General features: G+C 70.7%; 23 protein-coding genes and 2 pseudogenes. 18 read left to right on the plus strand and 7 right to left on the minus strand.

Translation table 11 applies throughout. The features are described from left to right. Positions 1–34: 34 nt before the first annotated feature. Positions 35–1,111, minus strand: coding sequence for a phosphotransferase family protein (locus tag AB0J72_RS23255; RefSeq protein WP_363401903.1), 1,077 nt, complete (start codon positions 1,109–1,111; stop codon positions 35–37). A 116-nt stretch (positions 1,112–1,227) separates the two neighbouring features. Here AB0J72_RS23255 and AB0J72_RS23260 point away from each other — a divergent pair, with 116 nt between their 5' ends. Beyond that, positions 1,228–2,043 carry a sugar phosphate isomerase/epimerase family protein gene (locus tag AB0J72_RS23260; protein ID WP_363401905.1) on the plus strand — a complete coding sequence of 272 codons (816 nt, stop codon included), beginning with the start codon at positions 1,228–1,230 and terminating at the stop codon, positions 2,041–2,043. A gap of 4 nt (positions 2,044–2,047) precedes the next feature. Here AB0J72_RS23260 and AB0J72_RS23265 read toward each other — a convergent pair whose 3' ends face one another. Further along, positions 2,048–2,809 carry an enoyl-CoA hydratase-related protein gene (locus AB0J72_RS23265; RefSeq protein ID WP_363401907.1) on the minus strand — a complete coding sequence of 254 codons (762 nt, stop codon included), beginning with the start codon at positions 2,807–2,809 and terminating at the stop codon, positions 2,048–2,050. Between the two features lie 174 nt (positions 2,810–2,983). On the opposite strand from AB0J72_RS23265, the gene AB0J72_RS23270 reads away from it, so the two are divergent. From AB0J72_RS23270 to AB0J72_RS23335, 14 genes and pseudogenes are all read left to right on the plus strand, one after another. Next, on the plus strand, positions 2,984–3,844 hold the full coding sequence (locus AB0J72_RS23270; protein ID WP_360565132.1) for a CoA-transferase: 861 nt from the start codon (positions 2,984–2,986) through the stop codon (positions 3,842–3,844). Then, on the plus strand, positions 3,841–4,668 hold the full coding sequence (locus tag AB0J72_RS23275) for a CoA-transferase (protein ID WP_344510826.1): 828 nt from the start codon (positions 3,841–3,843) through the stop codon (positions 4,666–4,668). Before AB0J72_RS23270 ends, AB0J72_RS23275 begins: the two co-directional genes overlap by 4 nt. Continuing rightward, positions 4,665–5,774: a nitronate monooxygenase gene (locus tag AB0J72_RS23280; protein ID WP_363401910.1), complete on the plus strand. Its 1,110-nt coding sequence runs from the start codon at positions 4,665–4,667 to the stop codon at positions 5,772–5,774. Before AB0J72_RS23275 ends, AB0J72_RS23280 begins: the two co-directional genes overlap by 4 nt. 2 nt (positions 5,775–5,776) lie before the next feature. Continuing rightward, on the plus strand, positions 5,777–6,652 hold the full coding sequence (locus tag AB0J72_RS23285) for an SDR family NAD(P)-dependent oxidoreductase (RefSeq protein WP_363401912.1): 876 nt from the start codon (positions 5,777–5,779) through the stop codon (positions 6,650–6,652). Next, positions 6,645–7,439, plus strand: coding sequence for an SDR family oxidoreductase (locus AB0J72_RS23290; RefSeq protein WP_344510820.1), 795 nt, complete (start codon positions 6,645–6,647; stop codon positions 7,437–7,439). Before AB0J72_RS23285 ends, AB0J72_RS23290 begins: the two co-directional genes overlap by 8 nt. Positions 7,440–7,499: 60 nt before the next feature. Next, positions 7,500–7,973, plus strand: coding sequence for a MaoC family dehydratase N-terminal domain-containing protein (locus AB0J72_RS23295; protein ID WP_344510818.1), 474 nt, complete (start codon positions 7,500–7,502; stop codon positions 7,971–7,973). Next, positions 7,970–8,425: a MaoC/PaaZ C-terminal domain-containing protein gene (locus tag AB0J72_RS23300; RefSeq protein ID WP_344510816.1), complete on the plus strand. Its 456-nt coding sequence runs from the start codon at positions 7,970–7,972 to the stop codon at positions 8,423–8,425. The genes AB0J72_RS23295 and AB0J72_RS23300 overlap by 4 nt, the downstream gene beginning before the upstream one ends. Before the next feature lie 131 nt (positions 8,426–8,556). Next, positions 8,557–9,345, plus strand: a complete 789-nt coding sequence (locus tag AB0J72_RS23305) for an enoyl-CoA hydratase family protein (protein ID WP_363401914.1) — start codon at positions 8,557–8,559, stop codon at positions 9,343–9,345. 12 nt (positions 9,346–9,357) lie between these two features. After that, on the plus strand, positions 9,358–10,332 hold the full coding sequence (locus tag AB0J72_RS23310) for an NADPH:quinone oxidoreductase family protein (protein WP_344510812.1): 975 nt from the start codon (positions 9,358–9,360) through the stop codon (positions 10,330–10,332). 29 nt (positions 10,333–10,361) lie between these two features. Then, positions 10,362–11,612 carry an acyl-CoA dehydrogenase family protein gene (locus AB0J72_RS23315; protein WP_363401981.1) on the plus strand — a complete coding sequence of 417 codons (1,251 nt, stop codon included), beginning with the start codon at positions 10,362–10,364 and terminating at the stop codon, positions 11,610–11,612. A 1-nt stretch (position 11,613) separates the two neighbouring features. Beyond that, a pseudogene (locus AB0J72_RS23320) lies at positions 11,614–12,752 on the plus strand (acyl-CoA dehydrogenase family protein). 6 nt (positions 12,753–12,758) lie between these two features. Continuing rightward, positions 12,759–13,775, plus strand: a complete 1,017-nt coding sequence (locus tag AB0J72_RS23325) for an acyl-CoA dehydrogenase (protein WP_363401916.1) — start codon at positions 12,759–12,761, stop codon at positions 13,773–13,775. A gap of 79 nt (positions 13,776–13,854) precedes the next feature. After that, positions 13,855–14,082: pseudogene (locus AB0J72_RS23330) on the plus strand (enoyl-CoA hydratase-related protein); the annotation flags it as partial. Next, positions 14,066–14,257 carry a hypothetical protein gene (locus tag AB0J72_RS23335; protein ID WP_363401918.1) on the plus strand — a complete coding sequence of 64 codons (192 nt, stop codon included), beginning with the start codon at positions 14,066–14,068 and terminating at the stop codon, positions 14,255–14,257. The pseudogene AB0J72_RS23330 and the gene AB0J72_RS23335, both read left to right, overlap by 17 nt. On the opposite strand, the gene AB0J72_RS23340 is transcribed toward AB0J72_RS23335, so the two are convergent. The 4 genes from AB0J72_RS23340 to AB0J72_RS23355 all read right to left on the minus strand — a co-directional run bounded on the left by AB0J72_RS23340 (position 14,254) and on the right by AB0J72_RS23355 (position 21,063). Next, positions 14,254–19,212 carry a carbohydrate-binding protein gene (locus tag AB0J72_RS23340; protein WP_363401920.1) on the minus strand — a complete coding sequence of 1,653 codons (4,959 nt, stop codon included), beginning with the start codon at positions 19,210–19,212 and terminating at the stop codon, positions 14,254–14,256. The two genes, AB0J72_RS23335 and AB0J72_RS23340, sit on opposite strands and share 4 nt — an antisense overlap. Before the next feature lie 10 nt (positions 19,213–19,222). Then, positions 19,223–19,987: a sulfite exporter TauE/SafE family protein gene (locus AB0J72_RS23345; protein ID WP_363401922.1), complete on the minus strand. Its 765-nt coding sequence runs from the start codon at positions 19,985–19,987 to the stop codon at positions 19,223–19,225. Between the two features lie 82 nt (positions 19,988–20,069). Beyond that, complete coding sequence (locus AB0J72_RS23350) at positions 20,070–20,723, minus strand: hypothetical protein (protein ID WP_354902291.1); 654 nt, start codon at positions 20,721–20,723, stop codon at positions 20,070–20,072. Positions 20,724–20,880: 157 nt separating this feature from the next. Further along, the gene (locus AB0J72_RS23355; RefSeq protein WP_363401924.1) at positions 20,881–21,063 is read right to left on the minus strand and encodes a hypothetical protein; all 183 of its coding nucleotides are present in this window, start codon (positions 21,061–21,063) and stop codon (positions 20,881–20,883) included. 551 nt (positions 21,064–21,614) lie between these two features. Here AB0J72_RS23355 and AB0J72_RS23360 point away from each other — a divergent pair. From AB0J72_RS23360 to AB0J72_RS23370, 3 genes are all read left to right on the plus strand, one after another. Further along, complete coding sequence (locus tag AB0J72_RS23360) at positions 21,615–24,593, plus strand: BTAD domain-containing putative transcriptional regulator (protein WP_363401926.1); 2,979 nt, start codon at positions 21,615–21,617, stop codon at positions 24,591–24,593. Between the two features lie 195 nt (positions 24,594–24,788). Continuing rightward, on the plus strand, positions 24,789–24,950 hold the full coding sequence (locus tag AB0J72_RS23365; RefSeq protein WP_363401928.1) for a hypothetical protein: 162 nt from the start codon (positions 24,789–24,791) through the stop codon (positions 24,948–24,950). Between the two features lie 126 nt (positions 24,951–25,076). Further along, positions 25,077–25,808, plus strand: a complete 732-nt coding sequence (locus AB0J72_RS23370; protein ID WP_363401930.1) for an integrase core domain-containing protein — start codon at positions 25,077–25,079, stop codon at positions 25,806–25,808. Between the two features lie 120 nt (positions 25,809–25,928). Here AB0J72_RS23370 and AB0J72_RS23375 read toward each other — a convergent pair whose 3' ends face one another. After that, the gene (locus AB0J72_RS23375; protein WP_363401932.1) at positions 25,929–26,543 is read right to left on the minus strand and encodes an alpha/beta hydrolase; all 615 of its coding nucleotides are present in this window, start codon (positions 26,541–26,543) and stop codon (positions 25,929–25,931) included. Positions 26,544–26,604 lie beyond the last annotated feature (61 nt).

Consider the following 26,604-nt stretch of genomic DNA (forward strand, 5'->3'; position numbering starts at 1 on the left):
CAGGTGCCCGGTCACGAACGCGACCGGGCGAGGGTCAGCGCCGGCGCAGCGCTGCCGCGAGGGTCGCGGCCCGGCCGGCGAGGGCGGCCGCCTGCTCGGCGAACGATGCCGCGGTGCGGTCACCACCGCTCATCGCGCCCTGCGCGACCCTGGTGTGCACGCCCTCGACGATGCACGCGGTCTTCCACCAGTTGTAGGCGACGAAGTAGTCGATCCGGGCCGCGTCGGTGCCGGTGGCGAGGCAGTACCGGGCGAGCAGCTCGTCGCGGGTCGAGAAGCCGGGCAGGACGGTGGCCGGGTCGTGCAGCGCACGCGCCGCGTCGCCGGCCTGCGCCCAGTAGACGAGCAGCTGGCCGACGTCGGCCAAGGGGTCCCCGACCGTGGTCAGCTCCCAGTCGAGCACGCCCTGCACCCGCCACCGGCGGTCGAGCATGCAGTTGTCGAGGCGGAAGTCCCCGTGCACGATCCCCGAGCGGGACTGCTCGGGAGCCGTGGCCACGAGGTGCTCGTGCGCGGTCTGCAGATCGGGCAGGTCGCGGATCCTGGTCCGGTGCCAGTTCTCGTGCCAGCGCCCGAGCTGGCGGGTGACGTAGTCACGGCGATGGGCCAGACCCCCGAGTCCGATGACGTCCGGATCGAGTCCGTGCAGGGCCACGAGGGCGTCGACCAGCGTCGGGCCGATGCGCGCGCGGTCGGCCTCGGTGGTGTGCCGCTCGACGTCAGCGGGGCTGCGCAGGACCGTGCCGTCGAGGTGCTCGAGCACGACGAGAGGGGCGCCGGCCACCTCGCCCGTCTCCTCGACGGCGAGCACGCGCGGCACCGGGAGGTGGCCGTGCAGGCCCCGCAGGATCCGCGCCTCGCGCAGCACGTCGTGCGCGGTGGCCGGGTGGTCCCCGAGCGGCGGGCGTCGCAGCACGACGACGTGGCCGGCCGCGTCGGTGGTCCGGTAGGTGAGGTTGGAGCGTCCCCCGGCGATGAGCTCGTGCCGCAGGTTCCCTTGCAGCTCGGGCACGGCGCGGCTGAGCCAGGCGTCGACCCCCGCCGGGAGCCTGGCGGGCCGGGTGGTGCCGCTCGGGGCCGGACCTGTCTGCGCCTGGCCTGCTGCTGTCATGGGAGCGCCTCCTCGTTGTCGAACGAGCGTAGCAAGCGCTTGGTTGGTTTGGGAGTACCGTGCACCTCGACAGACCCGACACCTGAACGCCTGACACCCGAACCGGTAGGAGCCCGATGTCCACCACGATCAACCCGACCTGTGTCAGCGGCATGGCCGCGATGTCCTGGGCACTGCCCGAGGAGATCGCGATGTACCGGCGCACCGGCACCGACCTCGTCGGCCTGCAGTGCGGCAAGGTCGCCGCCTTCGGCGTGACGGCCCTCGGGGACCTGCTCGCCGAGCACGACGTACGGCTCGGCTACCTCGTTCACGGCTTCACCGCCCACCCGGACGACGAGCCGGGCTGGGCGCGGCAGGTCGCGGCGCTGCAGGCCGGCGTCGTCAACGCCCGGACGCTCGGGGCCGACCTCGTCTACCTCACGTCGGGGCCGTCGGCGCACCTGACCTGGGAGGAGGCGGCCGACCGGTTCGCCGAGCGGATCGCCCCGGTCGTGGCCACCGCCCGCGAGCACGGAGTGCGCCTCGGCGTGGAGAACACCCTGCCGGTCAAAGGTGACCTCAGCTTCACCCACACCGCGCGGGACGCCTTCGCCCTGGCCGACCTCTGCGGCATCGGCATCTGCCTCGACCTCTACTGCTGCTGGCAGGAGCGGGGCCTGACCGACCTGATCCGCGAGCGGGTCGCGCAGATCGAGATCCTGCAGGTGTCCGACTTCCGGGTCGGCACCTCGATCTTCCCGAACCGGTGGGTGCCCGGGGACGCTGACCTGCCGATGGCGAACCTGCTGGGGACCGTCCTGCGGGCCGGCTACCTCGGCATCGTCGACGTCGAGCTGCTCGGCCCGGCCATCGAGGCCGAGGGCGCCGAGCCGGCGGTGACCCGCTCGATCACGTGGATGCGCGAGCAGATCGCGGCGGCGCGTCGCTGAACGTTCAGGGCACGTCCGCCCACCGCGGCGGGCGCTTGGCAACGAACGCGGCCGCGCCTTCGGCGGCGTCCGGGCCGGCGAGCAGCTCGAGGGTCGCGATCCGGTTGGCCGCGGCGAGGTCGTGTTCGCGGGTGTCCAGGCTCAGGTGCATGAGCCGCTTGGTCGCCAGCACCGCCGCTGGGGAGTGGGTCGCGATCCGGGCGCCGAGCGTGAGCGCGCGCGGGAGGACCTCGCCGGCGGGGACCACGGCGTTGACCAGGCCGAGTTCATAGGCCCGGGCCGCCGGAAGCGGCTCGGCCGTCAGCCCGATCTCAAGGGCGACGGCGAGCGGCAGGCGACGCGGCAGGTCGGTGCCGCCCTCGGAGGCGGCGATGCCGCGCCCCACCTCGGGTAGTGCGAAGTAGGCGTGCTCGGCCGCGACGACGAGGTCGCAGGCGAGGGCGAGTTCGAAACCACCGCCGACGGCGGGCCCGTTCACCGCGGCGATGACCGGCTTGCGGTAACCGCCGCGCAGCAGCGTCAGCGGGGAGCGGGCCACGTCGACCAGGCGCCCCTCGGCTGCGGCGCGCAGGTCCATCCCGGCGCTGAAGGACAGCTCGCCGGTGCCGGTCAGCACGACCGTGCGCACGCCCGGGTCCGCGTCGTACCCGAGCAGGGCGTCGGTCATCGCCAGGAGGGTATCGGGGTCGAGGGCGTTGCGCACCCGTGGCCGGTTGATCCTGATGACACCCACCGCGTCGACGCGCTCGCACACGACCGTGTCCATCGTTGCATCCTCCTTCGTCTCAGGGCCTTGACCCTTTCCTGCCGGCTGTTAACCTACCAACCAAGCGCTTGCTTCGCCGGTATCGACTGCGGATGTCCGGCACGTGACTCACCTCTCGCACCGCTCGCCACCGCGCTGGAGCAGTGCCCCGACAGACGGAACGACGAGGGACATATGGCCGACAAGACTCTGACCACCCGCGATGTCGTCTCGCGGCTCGAATCCGGGATGACCGTCGGCATCGGGGGGTGGGGCTCGCGGCGCAAGCCCATGGCCCTCGTCCGCGAGATCTTGCGCTCCGACCTCAAGGATCTGACCGTCGTCAGCTACGGCGGGCCGGACGTCGGCCTGCTCTGCGCCGCAGGCAAGGTCAAGAAGGTCGTCTTCGGCTTCGTCTCGCTCGACAGCATCGCCCTCGACCCGCACTTCCGCGCCGCGCGGCAGCAGGGCGCCGTCGAGGTCGCCGAGTACGACGAGGGCATGCTCCAGTGGGGGCTGTACGCCGCCGGTATCCGCCTGCCCTTCCTGCCGACCCGCGCCGGGCTCGGGTCGGACGTGATGAAGCAGAACCCGACCCTCAAGCTCGTCCAGGACCCCTACGGCACCGAGCAGCTCGTGGCCATGCCGTCGCTGCGCCTCGACGTGGCACTCGTCCACATGAACCGCGCCGACGCCCAGGGCAACGGCCAGTTCCTCGGGCCCGACCCGTACTTCGACGACCTCTACTGCCTCGCCGCCGAACAGGCCTTCATGTCCTGTGAGCGGATCGTGCCCACGGCCGAGCTCAGCGCCACCGTGCACCCGGCGACCATCAAGATCAACCGTCAGCTCGTCACCGGCGTCGTCGAGACCCCCAACGGCGCGCACTTCACCTCCTGCGCCCCCGACTACGAGCGCGACGAGGCCTTCCAGCGTGAGTACGTCAAGGCCGCCGGCGACCGGCAGGCCTGGGCCGCCTTCGAGAAGCGGTACCTGTCCGGTACCGAGGATGACTACCAGGCGGCCGTGACCGCCCGAGCCGAGGAGGCCGCATGAGCAGCACCGTGACCGAATCCGCAGACCAGCCCGCGAGCAGCGCCGCCGCTGCCGGCGCGCCGGTGACTCGCGCCGAGTACTGCGCGGTCGCCGTGGCGGAGGCGTTCGCCGGCGACGGTGAGTTCATCGCCAGTGCCTTCGGCACGATCCCGGCCATCGGCGTCCGCCTCGCCCGGCTCACCGTCGCCCCCGACCTGCTGCTCACCGACGGTGAGGCCCGCTTCGTCTCCGGCAGCTGGCAGATCGGCGCGGACCCGCACGCCACCGAGGGTGTCGTCGTCGAGGGCTGGAGCCCGTTCCGCACGATCTTCGACCTCGTCTGGCACGGCAAGCGGCATGTCATGATGATCCCGAGCCAGATCGACGGGCACGGCAACACCAACATCTCGGCCATCGGCGACTACGCCAAGCCCAAGGCCCAGCTGATCGGCGTGCGCGGCGCCCCTGGCAACAGCGTCTACCACCCGACCAGCTACTGGGTGCCCAACCACTCCACGCGCGTCTTCGTCCCGACCGTCGACATGGTCTCCGGCGTCGGCACCGACAACGCCCGCGCCGCCGGCCCGGCCGCGAGCACGTACCACGACCTGCGCCGTGTCGTCACCAACCTCGCGGTCCTCGACTTCGGCGGCCCAGACGGCGCGATGCGCCTGCTCAGCCTGCACCCCGGTGTCACGCTCGAGGAGTTCCGTGCGGCGACCGGCTGTGACGTGCACGTCGAGGACGAGGTCCCGGCCACCCGCGAGCCGAGCGCCGAGGAGCTGCGCCTCATCCGCGAGGTCATCGACCCCCGCTCGCTGCGCGACCGCGAGATCCGCACATGAGCCAGGGATCGCATCCGACGTTGCGCACCCGGGCGACCGACCTGTTCGGGGTGCGGTATCCGATCGTCCAGACCGGCATGGGCTACGTCTCCGACGTACGCCTGACCACCGCGACGGCCAACGCCGGCGGGCTGGGCATCCTTGCGGCGGGCCTGCTGTCCTACGACGAGCTCGTCGTGGCCGTCAGCCAGATCCAGGCCGGCACGGATGCGCCGTTCGGCGTCAACATCCGCGCCGACCAGCCCGACGTCGTCAAGCGCATCGACCTGCTCATCTCGGCCGGAGTCAAGGTTGCCTCCTTCGCGCTCGCCCCCAAGCAGGAGCTCATCGCCAAGTGCAAGGACGCCGGCCTCGTCGTCGTCCCGTCGATCGGCGCGCGCCGCCACGCCGAGAAGGTCGCCGCGTGGGGCGCCGACGCCGTCATCGTGCAGGGCGGTGAGGGTGGTGGCCACACCGGCGGCGTGCCCACCAGCCTGCTGCTGCCCCAGGTCGTCGACGCCGTCGACATCCCGGTCATCGGCGCTGGTGGCTTCTTCGACGGCCGCGGCCTCGTCGCCGCGCTCGCGTACGGCGCCGAGGGCATCGCCATGGGCACCCGCTTCCTGCTCACCAGCGACTCGCCGGTCCAGCCGTCGGTCAAGGACGTCTACCTGTCCAAGACGGTCAATGACACCGTCCTGACCCTGCAGGTCGACGGCGTGCCGCAGCGCGTGCTGCGGGCCGGCACGGTCGAGGCGCTGGAGCGCACCTCCGCTCCCGGCCGGCTGCTGCGGGCGGTGCGCAACGCCTTCGCCTTCCGGAAGCTGTCCGGCGCGCCGTGGGGCGACATGGTCCGGGAGGGCCTGGCCATGCGCAAGGCCCACGACCTGACGTGGAGCCAGGTCGTCATGGCGGCCAACGCTCCGATGCTCTACCGGTCGGCCCTGCTCGAGGGCAGGACCGACGTCGGTGTCATGGCCACCGGCCAGGTCGTCGGGCTCATCGACGACGTCCCGAGCGTCGCCGAGCTCATCGACCGCATCATCGGCGAGGCCACCCAGATCCTTGACCGGCTCGGCGCGCCCGCGCCGGTCGCGTCGATCCCGGCCGCACACGAGGAGGACTAGTCATGGGAGCACTGCAGGGACGGGTCGTCGTCATCACCGGCGCCGGCCGGGGCCTCGGCCGTGAGCACGCGCTGCTCGCCGCCGCCGAGGGTGCCTCGGTCGTCGTCGCCGACACCGGCGCCGCCGCCGACGGCACCGGCAGCGACCCCTCGGTCGTCGAGGCCGTCGCCGCCGAGATCACGGCCGCCGGCGGGCAGGTGCTGGCCAGCACCGCGGACGTCTCCACCACCGAGGGCGCCCGCGAGCTGCTCGCGCTCGCCCGCGACACCTACGGGCGCGTCGACGGCCTCGTCAACAACGCCGGCATCCTGCGGGACCGGATGTTCGTCAACATGAGCGAGGACGACTGGGACGCCGTGATCCGTGGGCAACTACGCTCGACGTTCGCGCCGTGCCGGGTGTTCGCCGACCACTGGCGCACCGAGTCCAAGGCCGGCAACCAGCCGGTCGCCTCGATCGTCAACGTCTCCTCGACCTCAGGACTCATCGGCGCCGTCGGGCAGACGAACTACGGCGCGGGCAAGGCCGCCATCGCTGCCCTCACCGTCATCCTCGCCCAGGAGATCGGCCGCTACGGCGTACGCGTCAACGCGATCGTCCCGGTCGCGCGCACCCGGATGACCCAGGACCTGCCCGGCATCGGGGAAATGGTCGCCGCCCCGGCCGACGCGGGCGCGTTCGACGTCTACCACCCGGGCAACGTCTCCCCGCTCGTCGCCTGGCTGCTCACCGCCGCCGCGCCGGTGACCGGCGAGGTGTACTACGCCAAGGGTGGCGAGATCCGCCGTTTCGCGCCATGGAGCTACGACTGGACCGTCGACAAGGGCGCCCGCTGGAGCGTCGAGGAGATCGCAAAGGAGATGGCCACCCGTGGCTGACACCGGTCACACCACCGCCGACTGGGCCGGCCCCGCCCACAGGCTGCTCTCCGGGCGCTCGGTGCTCGTCACCGCCGCGGCTGGCACCGGCATCGGCTTCTCGACGGCCCGCCGCGCCGCCGAGGAAGGCGCGCGGGTCGCCGTCAGCGACCGTCACGAGCGCCGCCTCACCGAGTCGGCCGACGAGATCGAGCGTCTCACCGGGCACCGGCCGCTCGCGGTGCCCTGCGACGTCACCGACCAGGCCCAGCTCGACCACCTCATGGACACCGTCGCCGCCGAGTTCGGCGGCATCGACGTGCTGGTCAACAACGCCGGCCTCGGCGGCACCGCGGCCGTGCAGGACATGACCGACGAGCAGTGGGACTCCGTCCTGTCGGTGACCCTGACCTCGACGTTCAAGGCGACCCGGTCGGTGCTGCGGCACATGATCCCGGCGGGCAAGGGGGTCATCGTCAACAACGCATCCGTCATCGGCTGGCGCGCGCAGAAGGGGCAGGCGCACTATGCCGCGGCGAAGGCCGGCGTCATGGCGCTGACCCGGTGCTCGGCCCTCGACGTCGCCGAGCACGGCATCCGGGTCAACGCGGTGTCCCCGAGTATCGCGATGCACGCCCACCTGGCCAAGGTGACCAGTGACGAGCTGCTCGCCCAGCTCTCGGCCCAGGAGGCCTTCGGCCGGGCGGCGACGCCGTGGGAGATCGCCAACGTCATCGTCTTCCTCGCCAGTGACTACTCGTCGTACATGACCGGCGAGGTCGTGTCCGTCTCGAGCCAGCACCCGTGACGACCCGGCGCGCGCCGGCGGTGCCGCCAGCGCGCACCTGACCAACGAAAGGAGCTCGTCGTGGCCAATCCCGACGCGCAGGGCGTCACCGGCGCCCCCTTCCGGCTCGACGTCGAGCGCGGCAAGATCCGCGAATTCGCGCTTGCCACCGGGGCGGCCGACGCGGCCTACCTGCAGGAGGAGCACCCGGTCGTGCAGCCGACGTTCCTCACGACGACCTTCTTCTGGCAGGACGAGGACTCCAACCCGTGGTCCGCGGTTGACCTCGACCAGCAGCGCGGCCTGCACGCCGAGCAGCAGTACACCTTCTTCGGCGAGCCGCCTCGCGCCGGGACCAGGCTCACCTGCCAGTCGCGCATCGGCGAGATCTACACCAAGGTGGGTCGCCGCGGCGGTGAGATGACCTTCGCCGTGATGTACACCGACTTCCGCGACGAGACCGGGCGTCTCGTCGCCCAGGCCAAGCTCACCGGTGTCGAGACGGCCCGCCCGCCGGACACCGAGGGCACGACACAGGACGGAGCCTCCGCGTGAGCGACACGACCTCCACCGCCCGGCCCGGCCCGCCCGAGGCCGGCCTGCCCGTCCCGGCGACCCCTCCGGCGCGCACCTACGGCCCGGTGACCCGCACCGACTTCGTCCGCTACCAGGGCGCCTCGGGCGACATGAACCCGATCCACCACGACGAGGTCTTCGCCACGGCCGCCGGGTTCCCGAGCCCCTTCTCGGTGGGCATGTGGCAGGCGAGCCTGCTCGGCACCTTCGCCACCGACTGGCTCGGCGGCCCCAACGTGCGGGACTTCCGCATCCGGTTCCTGGCCCAGGTGTGGCCGGGCGACACCCTCACGCTCGAGGGTGCTCCACTGCGCACCTACGTGCTCGACGGCGAGGACGGTCGTGAGGGCCGCGTCGACGTCGAGCTGACCTGCCGGCGTCAGACCGGCGACACGGCCGTCACCGTATGGGCGACGTTCGTGCTGCCCTAGGACCTTTTCCATCAGGGATGGCCGGCTGCGGCGGCCCCCTTGTGCAACAGGCCGCCCTAGGCATTGACGCCACCCTTCGCGGGCGCGACACCCGAGACCAGCGAGCAGCCCGGGACTACCGAGGAGCAGGGATGACCCCCACCACCCACCCGTCCGTGACGACGACCATCCACACCGACGGCATCGCCGAGATCGTCGTGGACAACCCACCGGTGAACGCGCTGCCCGTGGCCGGCTGGTTCGCACTCGCCTCCGCCCTCGACGCCGCCGGCGCCGACGAGTCGGTGCGGGTCGTCGTGCTGCGCGCCGAGGGCCGCGGCTTCAACGCCGGCGTCGACATCAAGGAGATGCAGCACACCGACGGATTCACCGCGCTGCTCGGCGCCAACCGCGGCTGTTACGCCGCGTTCAAGGCCGTCTACGAGTGCCCCGTCCCGGTCGTCACCGCCGTCAACGGCTTCTGCCTCGGGGGCGGCATCGGGCTGGTCGGCAACTCCGATGTCATCGTCGCCTCCGACGACGCCACCTTCGGCCTGCCCGAGGTCGACCGCGGCGCCCTCGGTGCCGCGACCCACCTGTCCCGGATAGTGCCGCAACACCGGATGCGCGCCATGGTCTACACCTCGGCCACGGCCACCGCCCAGGAGTTGCACGCGTACGGCACGGTCCACAGCATCGTACCCCGCGAGCAGTTGCGCGAGGCGGCGCTCGCGGTCGCGACCCAGATCGCCGCGAAGAACCCCACCGTCATCCGGGCCGCGAAGGCCTCGCTCAACGGCATCGACCTGTGGGACGTCAACCGCAGCTACCGCTTCGAGCAGGGCTTCACGTTCGAGCTGAACCTCACCGGGGTCGCCGACCGGATCCGCGACGAGTTCGCCGGCACCGACAAGGCGGCGCGCTCGGGCAGCGAGGGCTGAGCCGTGCGTTCGATGGTGGTCCGTAAGCTCGGGGATCCCGAGGTGCTCACGGTGACGGACGGGCCGCAGCCGCAGCCCGGCCCCGGGCAGGTGCTCGTCGACGTCGTCGGCGCCGGGGTGAACTTTCCCGACGGCCTTATCGTCGCCGGCACCTACCAGACCAAGCCGGAGCTGCCGTTCGTGCCCGGCTGTGAGGTCGCCGGCACGGTCGCGGCGCTCGGCGACGGGGTGACCGGCCCGCCCGTCGGCACCCGCGTCATCGGCTTCTGTGGCATCGGCGGCTACGCCGCGCAGGCGCTCGTCGACGCCCGTATGGTCCACCGGTTGCCCGAGGGCATCGACCTCGTCGAGGCAAGCACGATCCCCGTCGTCTACGGCACGTCCTATCACGGGCTCGTCGACCGGGCCGGCCTCGCAACCGGCGAGACACTGCTTGTGCTCGGCGCCTCCGGCGGCGTCGGCCTCACCGCCGTGCAGATCGGCAAGGCCCTCGGCGCGACCGTGATCGCGGCCGCCTCGAGCGAGGACAAGCGTGAGCTGTGCCTGGCGCACGGGGCCGACCACGCCATCGGCTACGACGACATGACGGCGATGGTGCGCGAGCTGACCAGCGGCGCCGGTGCCGACGTCGTCTACGACCCCGTCGGTGGCGACGCCGCCACCGCGGCGCTGCGTACCCTCTCGTGGGCTGGGAGGTTCCTCACCGTCGGCTACGCGGCGGGCGAGATCCCGCAGGTCAAGTTCAACCGGCTGTTGCTCACCGAGGGTGCGGTGCTGGGGGTCCTTTGGGGCGCCTGGGCCAAGCGCAACCCGGAGGCGAACGCCGCGAACATGACGACGCTGCTCGAGTGGGTCGCCGCTGGCCGGCTGAGGCCACACGTCAGCGAAGTCTTCCCGCTCGAGGAGGCTGCCCGCGCGCTCGCCACGGTGATGAACCGTGGCGCTCGCGGCAAGATCGCCCTCCGTGTGAACTCAGGCAAGGAGTGACGGTGGCTGACGCGACCGACCTGACCCAGATGGACCTCGGCCCCGGCCCGCGCTCGAGCGAGTTGCTCGCGACGTTGCGCACGTTCATGGCCGAGCATGTCTACCCAGCCGAGAAGGTGTACGCCGCCGAGCTCGGTGCCGCGGCCCGCGTGAACGGGGGCGTGTCCCACGTCCTGCCGCCGGTCGTCGAAGCGCTGAAGGACACGGCGCGCAGGCTAGGTCTGTGGAACCTCTTCCTGCCTGATCTGTCGGGCCTCACGAACGTCGAGTACGCATACCTCGCCGAGGAGACCGGACGCTCGCCCTACCTCGCCCCCGAGGCGCTCAACTGTGCCGCGCCGGACACGGGCAATATGGAGCTGTTGCACATGTTCGGCACGCCCGAGCAGAAGCAGCAGTGGCTCACACCGCTGCTCGAGGGCACGATGCGCTCCGGCTTTGCGATGACCGAGCCGGACGTGGCCTCCTCCGACGCACGGAACATCTCCACCTCGATCGTGCGCGACGGAGACGAGTACGTCATCAACGGACGCAAGTGGTGGACGACCGGCGCGGCGGACCCGCGCTGCGACATCCTCGTGCTGATGGGCAAGACGGACCCGGAGACGGCCGTCTACCGGCAGCAGTCCATGGTGCTCGTGCCGGTCGCCACCCCCGGGGTGACGATCGTGCGTTCGCTGCCGATCTTCGGCTACCACGACCAGCACGGTCACTGCGAGATCCGGTTCGACGACGTGCGGGTGCCGGTGACGAGCCTGCTCGGCGCTGAGGGCGACGGTTTCGCGATCGCCCAGGCCCGCCTCGGCCCGGGCCGCATCCACCACGCGATGCGCTGCCTCGGCATGGCCGAGCGGGGCCTCGAGCTCATGGTGCGCCGGACGATGGCCCGCGAGGCGTTCGGCGGCCCGCTCTCCGAGCAGGGCGTGATCCGCAATTGGATCGCCGAGTCCCGCATGGAGATCGAGCAGGCCCGCCTGCTCGTGCTGAAGACGGCGTGGCTCATTGATCGGGGCGGGGCCAAGGACGCCGCGACCGAGATCGCCGCGATCAAGGTCGTCGCGCCGCGGGTCGCCCGCAACGTGCTGGACCGTTCGATCCAGGCACATGGCGGCGGCGGGGTCACCGACGACTTCCCGATCGCCCGGATGTGGGCCAGCGCCCGGATCCTCGGCATCGCCGACGGCCCGGATGAGGTGCACCTGCGCACGGTGGCCCGCACGCAACTACGCTACTACCGTGACACGGCGCCAGCGGGCGCCGCCGAGACGGGGCAGGGCTGAGATGGACCTGACCTGGTCGGCGCAGGACGAGCAGTTCCGGGCGGAGGCCCGGAACTGGCTGGCGGCGAACGTGCCGCGGCAGCCGCTGCCCTCGGGGGACACCGCGGAGGGCTTCGCCGCGCACCTGGCGTGGGAGCGGGCGCTGCACGCGGACCGGTGGTCGGTCGTGTCGTGGCCCAAGGAGTACGGCGGCCGCGAGGCGTCGATATGGCAGTGGCTCATCTTCGAGGAGGAGTACTACCGGGCCGGTGCGCCGCAGCGGGTGACGCAGAACGGCATCTTCCTGCTGGCCCCGACGATCTTCGAGTTCGGCACCAAGCAGTAGCAGGACGAGCTGCTGCCGCGGATGGCGGCGGCGCAGGACCTGTGGGCCCAGGGCTGGTCGGAGCCAGGCGCGGGCAGCGACCTGGCGGGGATCCGATCCCGGGCGGTGCGCGACGAGCAGGCCGGCGGGTGGCGCCTGAGCGGGCAGAAACCTGGTCGACCCGGGGCGCGTTCTGCACCCACCTGTTCGGGTTGTTCCGCACCGACCCGCAGGCCGAGCGGCATCGGGGGCTGACGTACTTCCTTGTGCCGCTGGATGCCCCGGGGGTGACGGTGCGCGGGTTCGACCGGCTCGACGGTGATGAGGGCTTCGCCGACGTGTTCTTCGAGGACGCGTTCGTACCGGACTCGGCACTTCTTGGCGGCGTCCACCAGGGCTGGTCGGTCGCGATGGCGACGACCGGGTCGGAGCGGGGCCTGACGCTGCGCTCACCGGGGCGTTTCCTCAAGGCGGCCGACGCGCTCGTGGCGCTCGCGGGCGAGCGGGCCGGGGCGGCGACCGATCTGCTCCGCGACCGTGTGGCACGCTCGTGGATGCAGGCGCACGCCCACCAGCAGTTCACGCTCGCGCAGGTCACCGACATCGTCGAGGGTCGCCAGGTCGGTGCGCGTTCGAGCCTCAACAAGGTCTTCTGGTCCGAGCTGGACATCGCGTTGCACGAGACGGCGCTGGAACTGCTCGGTCCAGACGCGCTCATCGACGGATCCTGGACCCGCGGCTACCAGTTCTCGCTGTCGGGCCCGATCTATGCGGGCACCAACGAGATCCAGCGCAACATCATCGCCGAGCGCCTGCTCGGTCTGCCGAGGAGGTGACCAGGCTTGCGTTTCGCGCCGAGTGACGAGCAGCGTGAGCTCGAGGCGGTCGTCCGTGAGGTGCTCACCGACCAGTGCCCGCCGGAGACAGTGCGCGCCGGAGCCGGGTCGGCGCAGGTGGTCTCGCTCGCCGAGGGCCTGGCCGGCCTCGGTGTGGCGGGGCTGCTCGTGTCCGAGGACGACGGCGGGCTGGGCCTGGACGAGAACTATCTCGTGTCGGTCTTCGAGCAGATCGGGTATGCCGTTGCCCCGCTGCCGCTCCAGGCGGCCCTGGCGGTCGCTCCGGCGGTGCTCGCCGCGGGCGCCCCGGACCTGCTGGCGAGGCTTGTTGAGGGGTCCCTTGAGGTCGGTGCCGACCCTGCGGTGACCGGGCGGGTCGCGTTCGGTTCCGGTGTCGACCTCGTGCTGAGCGGCGGCTTCGGCGGTACCGGACGCATCGAGGTCTTCGACCTGTCCGAGGCGACGGCCTCGGCGGTGCCATCGGTGGACTTCGAGCTGGACCTGACCGAGCACGCGGACGCGCGGCTCGTGGCGACCGTGGACGACCCGCAGGTTGTGAGGCTGGCATGGGAGCGGGGAGTGCTGGCGGCCTCGGCCAAGCTCATCGGGCTGTCTCGACGGATGCTCGCCCTTTCGGTCGAGCACCTGCGCACCAGAGAGCAATTCGGGGTGCCGATCGGCAGTTTCCAAGCGGTCAAGCACCAGCTTGCTACGGCGCTGCTGCAGATGGAGTTCGCCGCGCCGGTGGTGGCGAGGGCGGGGTACGAGCTGGCCGCGGGCGTCCCGGGCCAGCTGCGCTCACTGGCGACGGCCAAGGCGTTGGCGTCTGAGGCGGCGCACGTCGTGGGCCGGGCCGCTTTGCAGTGTCACGGCGCAATCGGGTACACGACCGAGTACGACCTGCAGCTGTTCCTCAAGCGGTCGTGGGCTCTGGAGTCGTCGTGGGGCAGCTCCGCCTGGCATCGGGCGGCTCTGCCGGAGGACCTCGGTGTCGGACTGACAGGCGTGCGCCCCGCGTCCTGACCATTTGCCCCGCAGGCACTCGACAGTGCCTCACCGGCGGCCCATGACCCTCACGATGTACACCCGACCCCGGGGCGAGATGGAGATCCAGACGAGCGAGACCAACGGCGTGGCCCCGCACGACGAAGCCGTGGAGGTCGTCCGATACGAGACGCGGGGGCCGGTGGCCGTCGTGACGATGAACCGGCCGGAGTACCGCAACGCGCAGAACTCGGCGATGACCTATGCCCTCGACGACGCGTTCTACCGTGCAGCCGCCGACGACGAGGTGAAGGTCATCGTCCTGGCAGGTGCGGGGACGCACTTTCCGCCTCAACGACATCACCCTGCCCGCCGGTCCGAAGAGCCAGTCCGCGACGTGGCACAAGGCGGCCTTCAACAACGTCACGTTCGACACCACGCAGCCGAATACAACGGGTCCTGCTGCTGGTGCGCCCGGCATCAGGGACGGCACCAGCAGCAGGACTGCCTGGCTGATCTAGCTGACCAGCTTCCAGGGGCCGTTCTTGTCGCCCGGCTTCTGGTTGCGGGTGTACCACTTCGCCTCGTACACGTGGTTCTGGTACGTCACCCGGTCACCGGCGTTGTAGACCCGCGTCGGTGCCCACGCCGCCGGGCCGCCACCCGGCGGCGGCGGGGCGATCTCCTCCCACGGGCCGTTCGGGTCGCCCGGTGCCTGGTTGCGGGTCCACCACATGGCACGCCACTGCTTGCCCTGGTACGTGGCGTACTCGCCGTTGTTGAAGATCCGCGACGCCGTCCACAGCGCGGCGCCGTCCTCGGCCATGGCGATCTCCTGCCACGGGCCGTTCGGGTCGCCGGGCTTCTGGTTCTGCGTCGCCCAGGCCGCCTGGTACACCTTGCCCTGGTAGGTGACCCGGGCGTTGAACTTGTACTGCGTGGTCGCGACCCAGGCCGGCGGCAGGTTCACCGTCACCGCGACGCCGGCCTCGGCCGGCTCGTAGCCGTCGGTGCCGAGGTAGGCCGCGGTCAGGTTGTGGACGCCGCCGGGCAGGCCGGCCGGCAGGGTGAAGCTCGCCTTGCCCGCGGCGAGTTCCGCGGTACCGCGCGGCGTCGTGCCCTCGCGCAGCTCGACCTTGCCGGTGACCGGCAGGCCGCCGGCGGCCACGGTGACGTCCACCTTCGCCGCGGTGCCCCAGTCGACCGGCGCGGCCGTCGCCGTCACCTGCGGCTTGGCCTTGACCGTGCGGAAGACCGCCGGCTGGGCCACCGCCGCGCCGCCGTCGGCGCTCGTCGCCGAGACGATCCAGCCGTACGACGTGGCCGGCGCGAGCCCGGACCAGGCGACCGTCGCGGTCCCGTTCGCCGTGACCTCCTGCTGCGCGATCGTGCCGCCCGGCACGTACAGCGCGAGGGAGTCGGTGGCGAACGACGTCTTGCGGGTGGTGAGGTCGACCGGCAGGGTCAGGTTGTCCTCGGCCCCGTTGTACCGCGGCTTCGTCTGGCTGCCGTCGGCCCGGATGTCGTACTCGGTCGCCCCGAAGTTGTTCAGGAACGGCGAGTACGTGTCGATGTGCACCTCGGCCCGGTCGACGTCGAACTGCAGCAGGCGCAGGAAGCTCGCGCCGAACTGGAGGCGGTCGGTGGCCTTGTGGTCCACCGTGCCGTCGCCGTTGACGTCGATGTTGCCGTTCGCGTCGACCCGTCCGGGCCACAGGTCACCGGCGGACACCGTGTAGAACTGGTAGTCCGCCAGCAGCTCCACGACGTCGTGGGTGACCGTGACGCCGACCTTCGACTTCACGTTGGTGCCGACGCCGTGCTCGTGGCCGGCCAGCACCAGGAAGACGTTCGGGTTGGCCTCGACGACCTGCTTGTAGAGCGGCGAGCCGTCCGGCGCCGAGAAGTCCGCGCCGCGGCCGTCCGGGTTGACCGACGGCTTCAGGTAGTCGTGCGACAGCAGGATGCCGTTGCGGTCCTTGTACCGCTTGAACACCGAGTCGGCCCACCTGGCCTCCTGCGGCGTCACGCCGTAGGACAGGCCGACCGCGACGAAGTCCAGGCCGCCGGCGGAGAACAGCACGTAGTTGTTCTGGTTGTCCTTGCCGGGGATGACGCTGCCGTCGGCCGCGACCTGCTCGTCCCAGGCGTGGTACTCGGTGCCCGCCGGCCAGCTCTTGGCGACACCGTAGTAGCGCCCGGCGCTGAACGTCTTGCTGAACCGCGAGTCCGGACCGGTCTCGGCGCCCAGCTGGTCGTCGTGGTTGCCGGCGATGACCTGGTTGACCACGCCGTTGTCGTCGAGCACCTTCTGGTACTCCGACGCCGCCGCGAGCTCCCGCTCGACCTGCTCGTTGAGGCCGGGCCGCAGCAGCGTGCCGTCCGGGTTCTTGGCGAGCGGGTCGTAGTAGTCGTTCTCGATGATGTCGCCGGTGTGCGCGGTGTACGCGATCTTGCGTCCCTCGCGGTTGTCGGCGATCCACTGGGTGGTGTTGCGGTACGCCGCAGCCCAGATCGCCTGCTCCTCGGCGGCCATCACGTCGGAGGGCTCGGCGCGGCCGTCCCAGTCGTCGTAGGTGCCGCCGGCCGCGCCCTCACTGAGGTACTGCGTGTCGGTGAAGTGCGCGAGCGCGAAGTCGTACGTGCCCGGGTCCTCGAAGCGGTCCTTGTCCTGCTGCGCCGTCGCGTCGCGGGGCGACAGGTCGTCGGCGAAGGGGTCCTCGCCGGTGACCAGGACGTGGACGGTCCCGCCGTCGCGGTGCTCGGCGCCGACCGGCGCGGCCAGCACCGTGGTGTGGCCGGCCTGCCCGCGGGAGCTGGTGAGCACCGTCCAGCGCTTGGCCGCCGGGTCCCACACGCGCAGCGCCACGACCCGCTCGGGGTCGATGCTGCCCTCCCACCGCAGGATGGGGTCCTGCGCGGTGCCGACGCTCAGGTCGTAGCGCTGGAACACCACGTCACGCCCGGACGGCGTGTCGATCGTCCGGCCGTCGAGCGGCTGGAGCGACGCCAGCTGTACCGCGGCGTCGTGGGCCACGTCGAGCGTGGTCGGCACCGACGTCGCCGTGCCCTGGTAGCCGCCGTTCGGCAGGACCTGGTCGGCCTTGGTGAAGGTCGCCGTGAGCGGCACGCCGGCCGGTCCGGGGATCTTCGCCGACAGCGTGGCGCCGGGCGCGTTGGGGTCCCCGACGGTCGCGGTCAGCTCGGACGGCACGTCCGGGATGCTCGCGCTGGTGAAGTGGATCTCCCGGGTGGCCGTATTGCCGAGCACGTCGGCCACGGTGACCGCGATCGTGTGCGCGCCGGCGGCCAGGCCTCGGCCGATCAGGGCGCCCTGCGCGACGGCCTTGCCGTCGAGCGTGATCACCGGCGTGCCGGCGACCCCGGAGGCGTCCTTGACCTGCACCACGAGCGCGACGGTCGAAGTGAGCCGCTGGCCCTCGGCCGGCACGCTGTCGGCCACCTCCGGCGCGGTGTTGTCGACGGTGAACCGCCGGGTCGAGGTCTTGTCGCCGACGACGGCCGTGATGCTGTGCCCGCCGTCGCCGAGCTTGGTGGTGTCGACGTCGGCGCGCCGGCCGAGCGCGGGCAGCGCACCGCCGTTCTCGGCGGTGACGTCGAACAGGACGGTCTTGGTGAGCACGCCGTTGCTGCTGCTGCCGCAGGTGCCGTCGCCGATGTACACGGTCACCGGCTGGCCGGCCGGGTAGCTCGCCGAGCCGATCGTGACGGTGTTCCCGGCGATCTCGCGGCTCAGCAGCGTCGCCTTCGCGCCCGCCGGGACGAGCTGGAAGTCGCGCAGCGTGAAGTCGTCGTAGTTGTCGCAGCCGCCGGCCTTGGCGCTGCCGTGGTCGCTACCGGCGACGAACTCGACGACGTTGACGCCGGGGACGAGCCACTCGTTCGGGAACGCGAGGTCGGCGACCTCCTTCTCCCAGATGCCGAGGTTCAGCGGGACGCCGTTGATCCGTACGACGTTGTCGAAGCCGCTGTCGGCGCCGTTGCCGCCGACGAACACCCGCAGGTGGGCGTCGTTGCCCGCGCCGAGCGTGTCGACCGTGTGGGTGGTGGAGGCGTCGGCCACGTCGAAGTGGAACTCGGCCTCCTTGTTGGCGCCGCAGGTGCCGTCGCCCAGGGCGAGGGAGGCGGCGGTCGTCGCCTCCCTCGTCACCGCGCCGCTCGTGGCGGTGGTGACCAGGTACGTCGGGCCGGCGGTGACCGTCCCGGACGTGCCCAGCGTGAGGCTCACCGACGCCCGGGTGACCCGGAAGTCGTCGTGGTTGGCGCAGGTGGCGCCGCTGAGGGTGCCGTTGTAGTCGCCGGTCTTGAGCAGGATGGTGTTGTCGCCGGACTTGAGGTACCGGTGCGGCACCTTGAGCGTCGCGGTCTCGGCGCCGGCGACGCCGTAGTCGCCGCCGAGGTCGACCCGGTTGCCGTTGACGAGCAGGTGGTTGTGGTACTTCGCCTCGGCCGAGTTGCCGGCCTCGACGGTCAGCGCGAGCGTCGCGGTGCCGGCCGCGAGGGACTCCGCGTTCTCGGCCGGGCTGCCGTCGATGGCCAGCGACTGCACGCTGCCGACGCCGGGCGCGCCGGCGAGCGCGGCGATGACCGGCCGGGTGCCGCGCACGAGCGAGCCGTCGGCCGGGGAGATCTTCGGCGCACCGGCGGGCGCGTTGTTCACGGCGACGAGCGCCTGCGCGGTGGCGCCGGACCTTGTAGTCGCGACGACCGCGTGGGCGCCGTTGTCCAGCGTGCTGGTGTCGAGGTCGACGCCCAGGCCGGCGGTCGAGCCGGGCTCGCCGGAGACGACGAACGTCAGGTCCTTCACCAGCAGGTTCTTGGAGCTGCCGCAGGTGCCGTCGCCGAAGCTGTAACTGAACGCGTTCTGCTCGCCGTCGGCGACCACGCCGAGCAGGCTGAGGGCGAGGCTGCTCAGCGGGAAGTCGTCGTAGTTCGGGCAGCGCAGGCCCTCGCCGAACGGCAGCGTCTCCACGCCCACCGCGTTGGCGTTGGTGGTGTCGACCCAGTTCGCGCCGGCGTGCACAGTGACCGTGTTGACGCCCGCGTGCAGCCAGGCGCCGGGGAACTCCAGGGAGCCGCTGCGGCCGCCGGGGATGTCCGGGAAGTAGACCCGGTCCGCCTCGGCGGTGTGGTCGTTGACGGTGATGTAGTTGTGGTAGCGGGCCTCGGTACCGTTGCCGCCCATGTCGAACGCGAAGCGCGCGGTGCCCTTCGTCGGCGCGGCCCCGACGGCCTTGCCGTCGACGGTCAGCGCGACGACGGAGTCGTTCTCCACGGTCGGCTCGGCCTCGACCCGGACCCGCCGTTCGAGGGTCTGCCCGTCGCTCAGGTTGAGCACGGGCGCGCCGCCGGTCAGCGGCGGTGCGTTCTCGGCGACGGCGTCCGTGGGCACGGACCCGCCGGCGAGGACGACGGCGAGCGCGATCGGGAGCGCGCGCCGTAGTCGGTGCCTCATGGTTCTCCTTTTATGTGACAGTGACGAGGTGCATCGCGGCGAACGCGACGATGCCGGCGCCGAAGACGGTGATGCCGCCGGCGGCGAGGACGGGGGCCACGCGGGCGGCGGCGTGGAGGCGCGGTGTCCGGCTGAGAACGGTGCGGCCGGCGATCGCGAGGACGCCGACGCCGAAGAGGACGACGGCCATGCCGGCGCCGAAGGTGAGCACGAGCAGCAGCGCGAACCCGGCGCGACCGACGAACAGGCCGGTGGCGAGGACGAGGAACGCGGCCGGTGAGGGGGTGAGCCCGCCGGACATCCCGAGCAGCACCAGCCCGGGCCTCTTCACCTCGCCGTGCCCGTGGTCGTGCTCATGGCCGTGCCCGTGCTCGTGGTCGTGCGCGTCGTGATGATGGTGATGATCGTCGCCGTGATGATGGTGATGACCGTGCATGTTGCGGCGGATCAGCCAGATGCCGGTGCCGATGACGAGCAGGCCCGCGACCAGCTGGAGCCAGCCGGTCAGCTGCTCCATCCGGACCAGGTCGGACAGCGAGAAGAACGTCCAGGCGACGCCGATGGCGAGCACCGACACGGTGTGCATCGCGGCGACCGTGCCGCCGAGCCAGGCGGCGTCGCGGACCCGGCCGCGGGAGCCCGCGAGGTACGCCGCCGCGAGGCTCTTGCCGTGCCCGGGCCCCAGCGCGTGCCCGGCGCCGGCCAGGAACGCGAACAGGAACGCGAGCGGCGCGATGCCCGGAGCGCTGACGAACTCCTGCAACCGGTCGCTCATGCCGCCACCTGCGCTGCGCTCCGGTGTCGGCCTGAGCCAAACCTGTCACATGCTGAGCGGCCCGAGCCGCTTCGCTGGCCGCTCATGCCGGTGCCCTCCTGCGCCGCATCCGACGGCCCACCAGCCAAACGACAGCGATCGCGACCAGCACGCCGGCGACGACCGCGCCGAGCTGGATCGCGGCACTGCTGCCGGACGCGGGCACGGTGGCCGGCGAGTCGCCGAGGGGCCAGTCGTGGGAGTCGGCGCCCTGGCGGTACACCGTCCGCTGCCCGTCGGGCCCGGTGGCCAGGGTCTGGTAGGCCGGGTGCAGGTCGGTCAGCGTCCGCACAGCGACCGACGCGGTCCCGACCGGCCCCGGGCAGGTGTAGTCGATCGTCACGCCCCGCTTGGCGAGGTCGTCGATCGGCTGCAGCACCCCTGGACAGGCCTGACGGTTGGTCTGGACCGTGATCCGTTCGAGGAGGTACTTCGCGAACGCCGGAGCGGGCGCGATCGCCGCCGCGTCCGTGTCGCGGTAGAAGACGGCGCCGTCGAGCATGACCCGGTCCTGCGGCAGGATGCCGAGCGACACCCCGAGCAGCGTCAGGTCGTCGGACCCGCCGACCCGCCACCGCACCCGCACGACGTCGGGCCGGTCGTCGCCGAGGCCGACGGCGACGGTCTGCGGGTCGCCGAACGGGTGCGCCGCCGCCGTCCCGGGAACGGCGAACCCGGCGAGGACCGCGAGCGCCACCAGGCACACCGCTCCCCGCCACTTCCGTCTTCCGCGCGTGCCCAAGGCAGTACTCCGAATAGAGGATCTTGGTTCGCGCTGAGTCTTGCCGATCGTTGGCCAGCAGGAGGGAACACCCGGATGAACATTCGGGTCCGGCAGTTTCGTCACACAACTGTCATGATTCAACGGCAATTCGGCCATCGGGGTCGCCGAGGCACGTGTAGCCGTATGCGGTGCACGTCTCCGGCTCGTACTCGCAGATCCACCAGTCGCAGCTACCGATGAAGCAGTGCACGGCGACGACCTTGTCCGGTGCGGCGATGTGCTCGGTGGCCGTCGACCAGCACGGCCAGGTCATCGACGTACTCGTCTCCGCCCACCGCGACGCCGCCGCAGCACGGCCGGACACGCGTTCATGCAGTACCTCCGCTGCGGCCACTACGAACTCGGCATCGACGCCTCCGCGTCGCCGCCGCGTTCACCGAACTCGCCACCGCCATCTGAAGACCGAGCCGGGCCTCGCTCGAATGCGCCCGCCGATCGGCAACGCACAGCGCCCCCAACCGCGACATGCAGACCGGCGGCGCGGCTGGACAAGCCGTCCAGCCGCTCGCCGGCATCCATCGGGAGACATGAGCGTCGACCCCGATTCCCGTCGAGTTCGCTCCGCTTGGCTTCCTGCCTCGCGCCCCGAGAACCTGCCTCAGTTCGCCGGGTCTCGCCGGTGAACTGAGCCCCCGTTAACTGCGGCTTCGGTGCGCGTCGCAAAGTCATGCCGGGTATGGCGTGGAGTTCGCTCGCACGTGCCATGGTGACCGATGCCGTCACCGTTTCGTCCTCGATCGGTCTCCTCACAGTCGGACTGCTCCTCGTACACTCGCCAGGAGCTTGACGAGGGTGGGAGGCGGCATGGAGTTCGGCATCCTGGGGCCGCTCGAGGTCCGGCACGGCGACGGTCAAGTCACGATTGGCGGGACGAAGCAGCGGCGTGTTGTTGCGACCCTGGCGCTCAACGCCGGCCGGGTAGTTACGTTGGGCCAACTCGTGGACGCCGTGTGGGATGGTGAGCCTCCGGTTACGGCTCGTAAGCAGGTCCAGAATGCGGTGTCCGCGTTGCGGCGTACACCTGTGGGCGCAGCGCTGGCGGCGGCGGTCGGCCCCGGGTACGTGTTACGGGTCTCGGTCGAACAGGTGGACGCCGGGAGATTTGAACGATGCCTGGCCGAGGCGCATGCGGCTTGGGCCCGCCACGATCTGATGCGCGCAGCCGAGACATTGCGGGCAGGGTTGGCGATCTGGCGCGGGCCCGCGCTCGCGGGTGTCGGGGGCAGGACCGCATTGACTGCCGCGGGACAGCTCGAGGAAAGGCGCTTGTCGGCAGTCATCGCCTGGGCCGAGATCTCTCTGGAGCTGGGATCGCATGGTGTCGTCGCCGACGAGCTGAGCGCGGAGCTTGATCGATATCCGTTGTGTGAGCCTCTGGCCAGCCTGCTGATGCTGGCGCTGTACCGTGCTGGGAGGGCCGCGGAGTCGCTGGTGTGCTACCAGCGGATTCGCCACACGATTGCGGAGGACTTGGGCGTGGACCCAGGTCCTGAGCTGCAAAGCCAGTATCATCGGATCCTCGCCGCTGATCCGGCGCTGAATCACCGGTCCGAGGCGCTCCAGCGCAACTATCTGCCCCGAGACATCGGGCATTTTACCGGCCGCCTCGCCGAACTGGACCGACTGATGTCCATTGTGGACAGTGGTGGCGTGACTGTGATCCAGGCTATCGACGGGATGTCGGGGGTAGGCAAGACGGCCATCGCGGTGCACGCGGCACACCGGTTCGCGGGCCGCTTCGCTGATGGCCAACTGTTCATAGACCTGCATGGGCACACCGCCGGCCGTGATCCGTTGACGGCTGAGGAAGCCCTGGATGTGCTGCTGCGCGCCGTCGGGGTTCCCGACGCTCGAATCCCGAAGAGCCTGGATGAGAGGGCCGCTGTGTGGCGGGGGGAGCTCGTCGGAAGGCGTGTCCTGCTCGTCCTCGACAATGCGTTGAATTCCGCCCAGGTCAGGCCACTGTTGCCGGGTTCAGCCAGCTGTGCCGTCATGATTACCAGCAGACGCCGATTGACCGGGCTGAACAGTGCGGAAGTGTTGTCGCTGGACACTCTGCCCCCGGATGATGCCGTTGCCCTGTTCCGAGCAGTCGTCGGGCCGGACCGCTGCGAGGCCGAGCCAACCACAGTCGTCGAAGCGGTCAAGCTCTGCGGCCATTTGCCGCTCGCGATATCCATCGCCGCAGCCCGCTTGCGTACTCGTCCACAATGGACAGTGTTTGATCTGGTCGAGCGGCTTGCCGATGACCATCGCAGGACGAGGTTGCTGCAGTCGGAAGACAGGGGCGTCACCGCTGCCTTTTCCCTGTCATATCAACATCTTGTCGATGCCGAGCAGCGCATGTTCCGCCTGCTCGGTGTGCACCCGGGCTCAGACATCGACGTCTTCGCCGCGGCGGCGCTGGCCGGCCTGACCGTGGACGAGGCCGAGAACCTGCTCGACGCCCTGTGCGACATGCATCTGCTGATACCGCACCTCCCAGGCCGGTACCGTCTGCATGACCTGGTGCGCGACTTCGCCCGGGCCAGCGTCGAAGCTGAGGAGCCCGCATCGGAACGATCGGCCGCACTCGACCGACTCCTGGACTACTACCTGCATGTCACTCAGATCGCCACCGAACTGGACGCACCCGGGCGGCCCAGCCTCGGCGCAAGCCCTCGATATCGGCCAACTGCCGTCCCTCGACTCACGAAGACTTCAGAAATTCGGTCGTGGGTCAACGCTGAATATGCCAATCTCCTTGCCGTCGCCCGGCTCGCGGCGCAGCACCGGGCCAGCGAAGCCGGCTGGCAGCTCCCGCGCAATGTGGGGTCACTCCTGTACGAGAACGGTCAGCTCTCGGCGAGCCTCGAGGTGTTCAGGATTGCGCTGGCCGCATGCGGGCCCGAGACCCCGCCTGTAGTGAAGTCCGCCTGCCTGTTGGACGTCTCCATGATGCACAAGGTGCTGGGCCAATACCGGCTCGCGCTCGACTTCCTCAACCAGGGCACAGCCAATGCCGCTCATTCGGGCGATCGCGACGGCATCGCGCGATCACTGATTCACAAGGCTGACCTGAGCTACCTGATCGGCTCGTTCACCGATGCCGTCACATACGCCACCCGCGGTTTCGAGATTTACCATGACCAGGCCGACCTGTGGCGTGAAGCAGCAGCCTTGACGGTGATCATGGATGCCCTGAGTCGGCTGGGACGCCACCGTGAGGCGATCGACGCCGCGGATCGCGCGGCGCTCCCCCTCGACGGATTCGCGAACCTGCGGCAGGCTAGCGCTGTTCTGAGTCGACGGGGCACCGCCCACAGCGGACTGGGCGAGCACGACAGCGCGATCCGGCTGCTTCACCAGAGCGTAGACCTTGCCCGGCAGGGTGAGGACCGGCGCTTTGAAGCTGACTATCTGCACCGGCTCGCAGAGGCGACTCGAAGATCCGGGCAGCCTTATGAGGCGCTGAACCACGCGCGTGAGGCACTCGCCATCCTCAACGACATCGCCGATCCGGTGGATCTGGCCGAGACACACAACGTTCTGGGCGCGATCCACAGCGACATCCATGACTACGAGGTTTCGCTTGCCCACTACCGTCAATCACTTGAGATCACGGCAACCGTTGAATACCGCGTGGCGAAGGCACACGCTCACAGCGGAATCAGTCGGTGCCTGACTGCGCTGGGGCACCCCGGCGCACAGATGCACCGGCAACAAGCGCTGGCGATCTACGCCGAAATCGGCGTCCCGGAGGCCGATTCGCTGCCTGATGAAGTGGCAGAGCGAACGATGTGAATGCACCAGATTTCAGGTTTCAGGCGAAGTCGGAGTCGGAGTCGTTCCAGTGGAACACCGACGCGCAGCTGGCGAAGTAAATTCGGTTCGGTGGCTGTGACGTGCGGATTCGTCTGTGGCTCAGCTACCGGGTAGCGGGATGATTCAGGGCGTGGCAGCCTCGCTGGTGTACCGCTCCTACGTCAGATCTTGCAGATGCTCACGCAACTCGCCGGCGACGGCGGCGCGAAGGACGTCGAATTGCTCGTGTTGCGACATCAGGTGGCGGTACTGCGTCGGCAGGTGCGTCGACCCGACCTGCAGCCCGCGGATCGGGTGGTGCTGGCGGCGTTGTCCCGGTTCCTGCTCCGACCGTAGTGGTCGGCGTTCTTCGTCACTCCGGCCACGCTGTTGCGCTGGTATCGGCAGCTGATCGCCCGGCACTGGACGTATCCGCATGCGCGTCCCGGCCGGCCGCCAGTCGACTGGGAGCTCCGTGAGCTGGTGCTGCGTCTGGCCGCGGAGAACCGGACCTGGGGTCATCGCCGCGTGCAGGGTGGGCTGGCGCGTCTGGGTTACCGGGTCGCGGCCAGCACGGTCTGGAGGATCCTGCACCGGGCCGGCGTCGACCCGGCACCGCGCCGGACCGGACCGACCTGGCAGCAGTTCCTGACCGCCCAGGCCCACACGATGCTGGCGTGCGGCTTCTTCACCGTCGACACCGTGCTGCTGCAACGGATCTATGTACTGTCCTTCGTCGAACTCGCCACCCGGCAGGTCCACATCGCCGGGGTCACCGCCCACCCGGCCGGCGACTGGGTCACGCAACAGGTCCGGAATCTGCTCATGAACTTCGACCAGCACGCCAGCAGGCTGCGCTTCCTGCTACGAGCCCGAGACACGAAGTTCACCGCCGCGTTCGACGTGGTCTTCACCGCCGCGGGTGTCGACGTGCTGCGCACACCGCCACAGGCACCGAAGGCGAACGCCTTCGTAGAGCGCTGGGTCGGCACCGTCTGCCGGGAATGCACCGACCGGATGCTGATCGCTGGCGAACGGCATCTCTTGAGGGTGCTGACCGAGTACACCGAGCACTGCAACCGCCGCCGCCCACACCAGTCACTGGAGCAGCAACCGCCGAATCCACCACCGCCGGTCGCCGATCTCGGCGCTGCGCGGGTCCGACGACGCCCGGTCCTGGGCGGGCTGATCAACGAATACTCGCAGGCGGCGTAAGCCAAACCCAATTTACGTGCCGCACAGGTCCCTTCCGATGAGTGGGTGACGAACGGACTCACGCGAGCACGTTCGCGGCGGTGAGCATGAGGTCCACGACCGCCGTCGGCTGCGACACGGCTACCGCGTGCGAGCTGCGGTCTGCGAGGTGTGCGCACCGGCCCGGTGGGCCATGTAGCGCTGTGCCTGCGGGTGGACGAGGCGATCGTCGGCGGCGATCAGGTACCAGGACGGAAGAGCGCGCCACGCGGCCCCGGCCACCCGGCCGGTGAGGCCCTCGGGTGCGATGCCGCGCTGTGACGCCGCCATCGAGGCGGCGACGGGTGCGGGAAGATCCGCGGCGAAGGCGTCGGCGAACGCCTCCGGGTCGATGCTCAACGGCGCGCCCCGTCCATCGACGCCGAGTGCGGCGGGCATCGCGGTCTGCGGGAAGCGCCGGTTCATGTCGTACACCGACTCGCCGGCGTCCAGGGCGTAGCCGGTGACGTACACCAGGCCGACGGCGTTGTCGGCCTGCGTGGCGGCACTGGTGATGACCGCACCGCCGTAGCCGTGGCCGGCGAGCAGGACCGGGCCGACGATGCCGCGCATCGCGTCGGCGACGTGTGCGGCGTCCACGTCCAGCCGGCGCAGCGGATTCTCCGCGGCCCGGACCGCAACGCCGGCCTCGCGGAGCTGGGCGACGACGGCCGACCACAGCGAGGCGTCGGCGAACGCACCGTGCACCAGCAGCATCGTCGGACCCACTCGGGACCTCACGGGCATGACGCCCTCCCAACGGTTGCGACCGCGACGC

The organism is Dactylosporangium sp. NPDC049742, from assembly GCF_040674675.1.
Lineage (GTDB): Bacteria > Actinomycetota > Actinomycetes > Mycobacteriales > Micromonosporaceae > Dactylosporangium > Dactylosporangium maewongense.

What these genes read in the sequence shown, in the direction of transcription:
- AB0J72_RS23255 (WP_363401903.1), bottom strand. Translation starts at nt 1,111, where the DNA reads ATGACAGCAGCAGGCCAGGCGCAGACAGGTCCGGCCCCGAGCGGCACC.
- AB0J72_RS23260 (WP_363401905.1), top strand. Translation starts at nt 1,228, where the DNA reads ATGTCCACCACGATCAACCCGACCTGTGTCAGCGGCATGGCCGCGATG.
- AB0J72_RS23265 (WP_363401907.1), bottom strand. Translation starts at nt 2,809, where the DNA reads ATGGACACGGTCGTGTGCGAGCGCGTCGACGCGGTGGGTGTCATCAGG.
- AB0J72_RS23270 (WP_360565132.1), top strand. Translation starts at nt 2,984, where the DNA reads ATGGCCGACAAGACTCTGACCACCCGCGATGTCGTCTCGCGGCTCGAA.
- AB0J72_RS23275 (WP_344510826.1), top strand. Translation starts at nt 3,841, where the DNA reads ATGAGCAGCACCGTGACCGAATCCGCAGACCAGCCCGCGAGCAGCGCC.
- AB0J72_RS23280 (WP_363401910.1), top strand. Translation starts at nt 4,665, where the DNA reads ATGAGCCAGGGATCGCATCCGACGTTGCGCACCCGGGCGACCGACCTG.
- AB0J72_RS23285 (WP_363401912.1), top strand. Translation starts at nt 5,777, where the DNA reads ATGGGAGCACTGCAGGGACGGGTCGTCGTCATCACCGGCGCCGGCCGG.
- AB0J72_RS23305 (WP_363401914.1), top strand. Translation starts at nt 8,557, where the DNA reads ATGACCCCCACCACCCACCCGTCCGTGACGACGACCATCCACACCGAC.
- AB0J72_RS23310 (WP_344510812.1), top strand. Translation starts at nt 9,358, where the DNA reads ATGGTGGTCCGTAAGCTCGGGGATCCCGAGGTGCTCACGGTGACGGAC.
- AB0J72_RS23315 (WP_363401981.1), top strand. Translation starts at nt 10,362, where the DNA reads ATGGACCTCGGCCCCGGCCCGCGCTCGAGCGAGTTGCTCGCGACGTTG.
- AB0J72_RS23340 (WP_363401920.1), bottom strand. Translation starts at nt 19,212, where the DNA reads ATGAGGCACCGACTACGGCGCGCGCTCCCGATCGCGCTCGCCGTCGTC.
- AB0J72_RS23345 (WP_363401922.1), bottom strand. Translation starts at nt 19,987, where the DNA reads ATGAGCGACCGGTTGCAGGAGTTCGTCAGCGCTCCGGGCATCGCGCCG.
- AB0J72_RS23355 (WP_363401924.1), bottom strand. Translation starts at nt 21,063, where the DNA reads ATGACCTGGCCGTGCTGGTCGACGGCCACCGAGCACATCGCCGCACCG.
- AB0J72_RS23360 (WP_363401926.1), top strand. Translation starts at nt 21,615, where the DNA reads ATGGAGTTCGGCATCCTGGGGCCGCTCGAGGTCCGGCACGGCGACGGT.
- AB0J72_RS23365 (WP_363401928.1), top strand. Translation starts at nt 24,789, where the DNA reads ATGCTCACGCAACTCGCCGGCGACGGCGGCGCGAAGGACGTCGAATTG.
- AB0J72_RS23375 (WP_363401932.1), bottom strand. Translation starts at nt 26,543, where the DNA reads ATGCTGCTGGTGCACGGTGCGTTCGCCGACGCCTCGCTGTGGTCGGCC.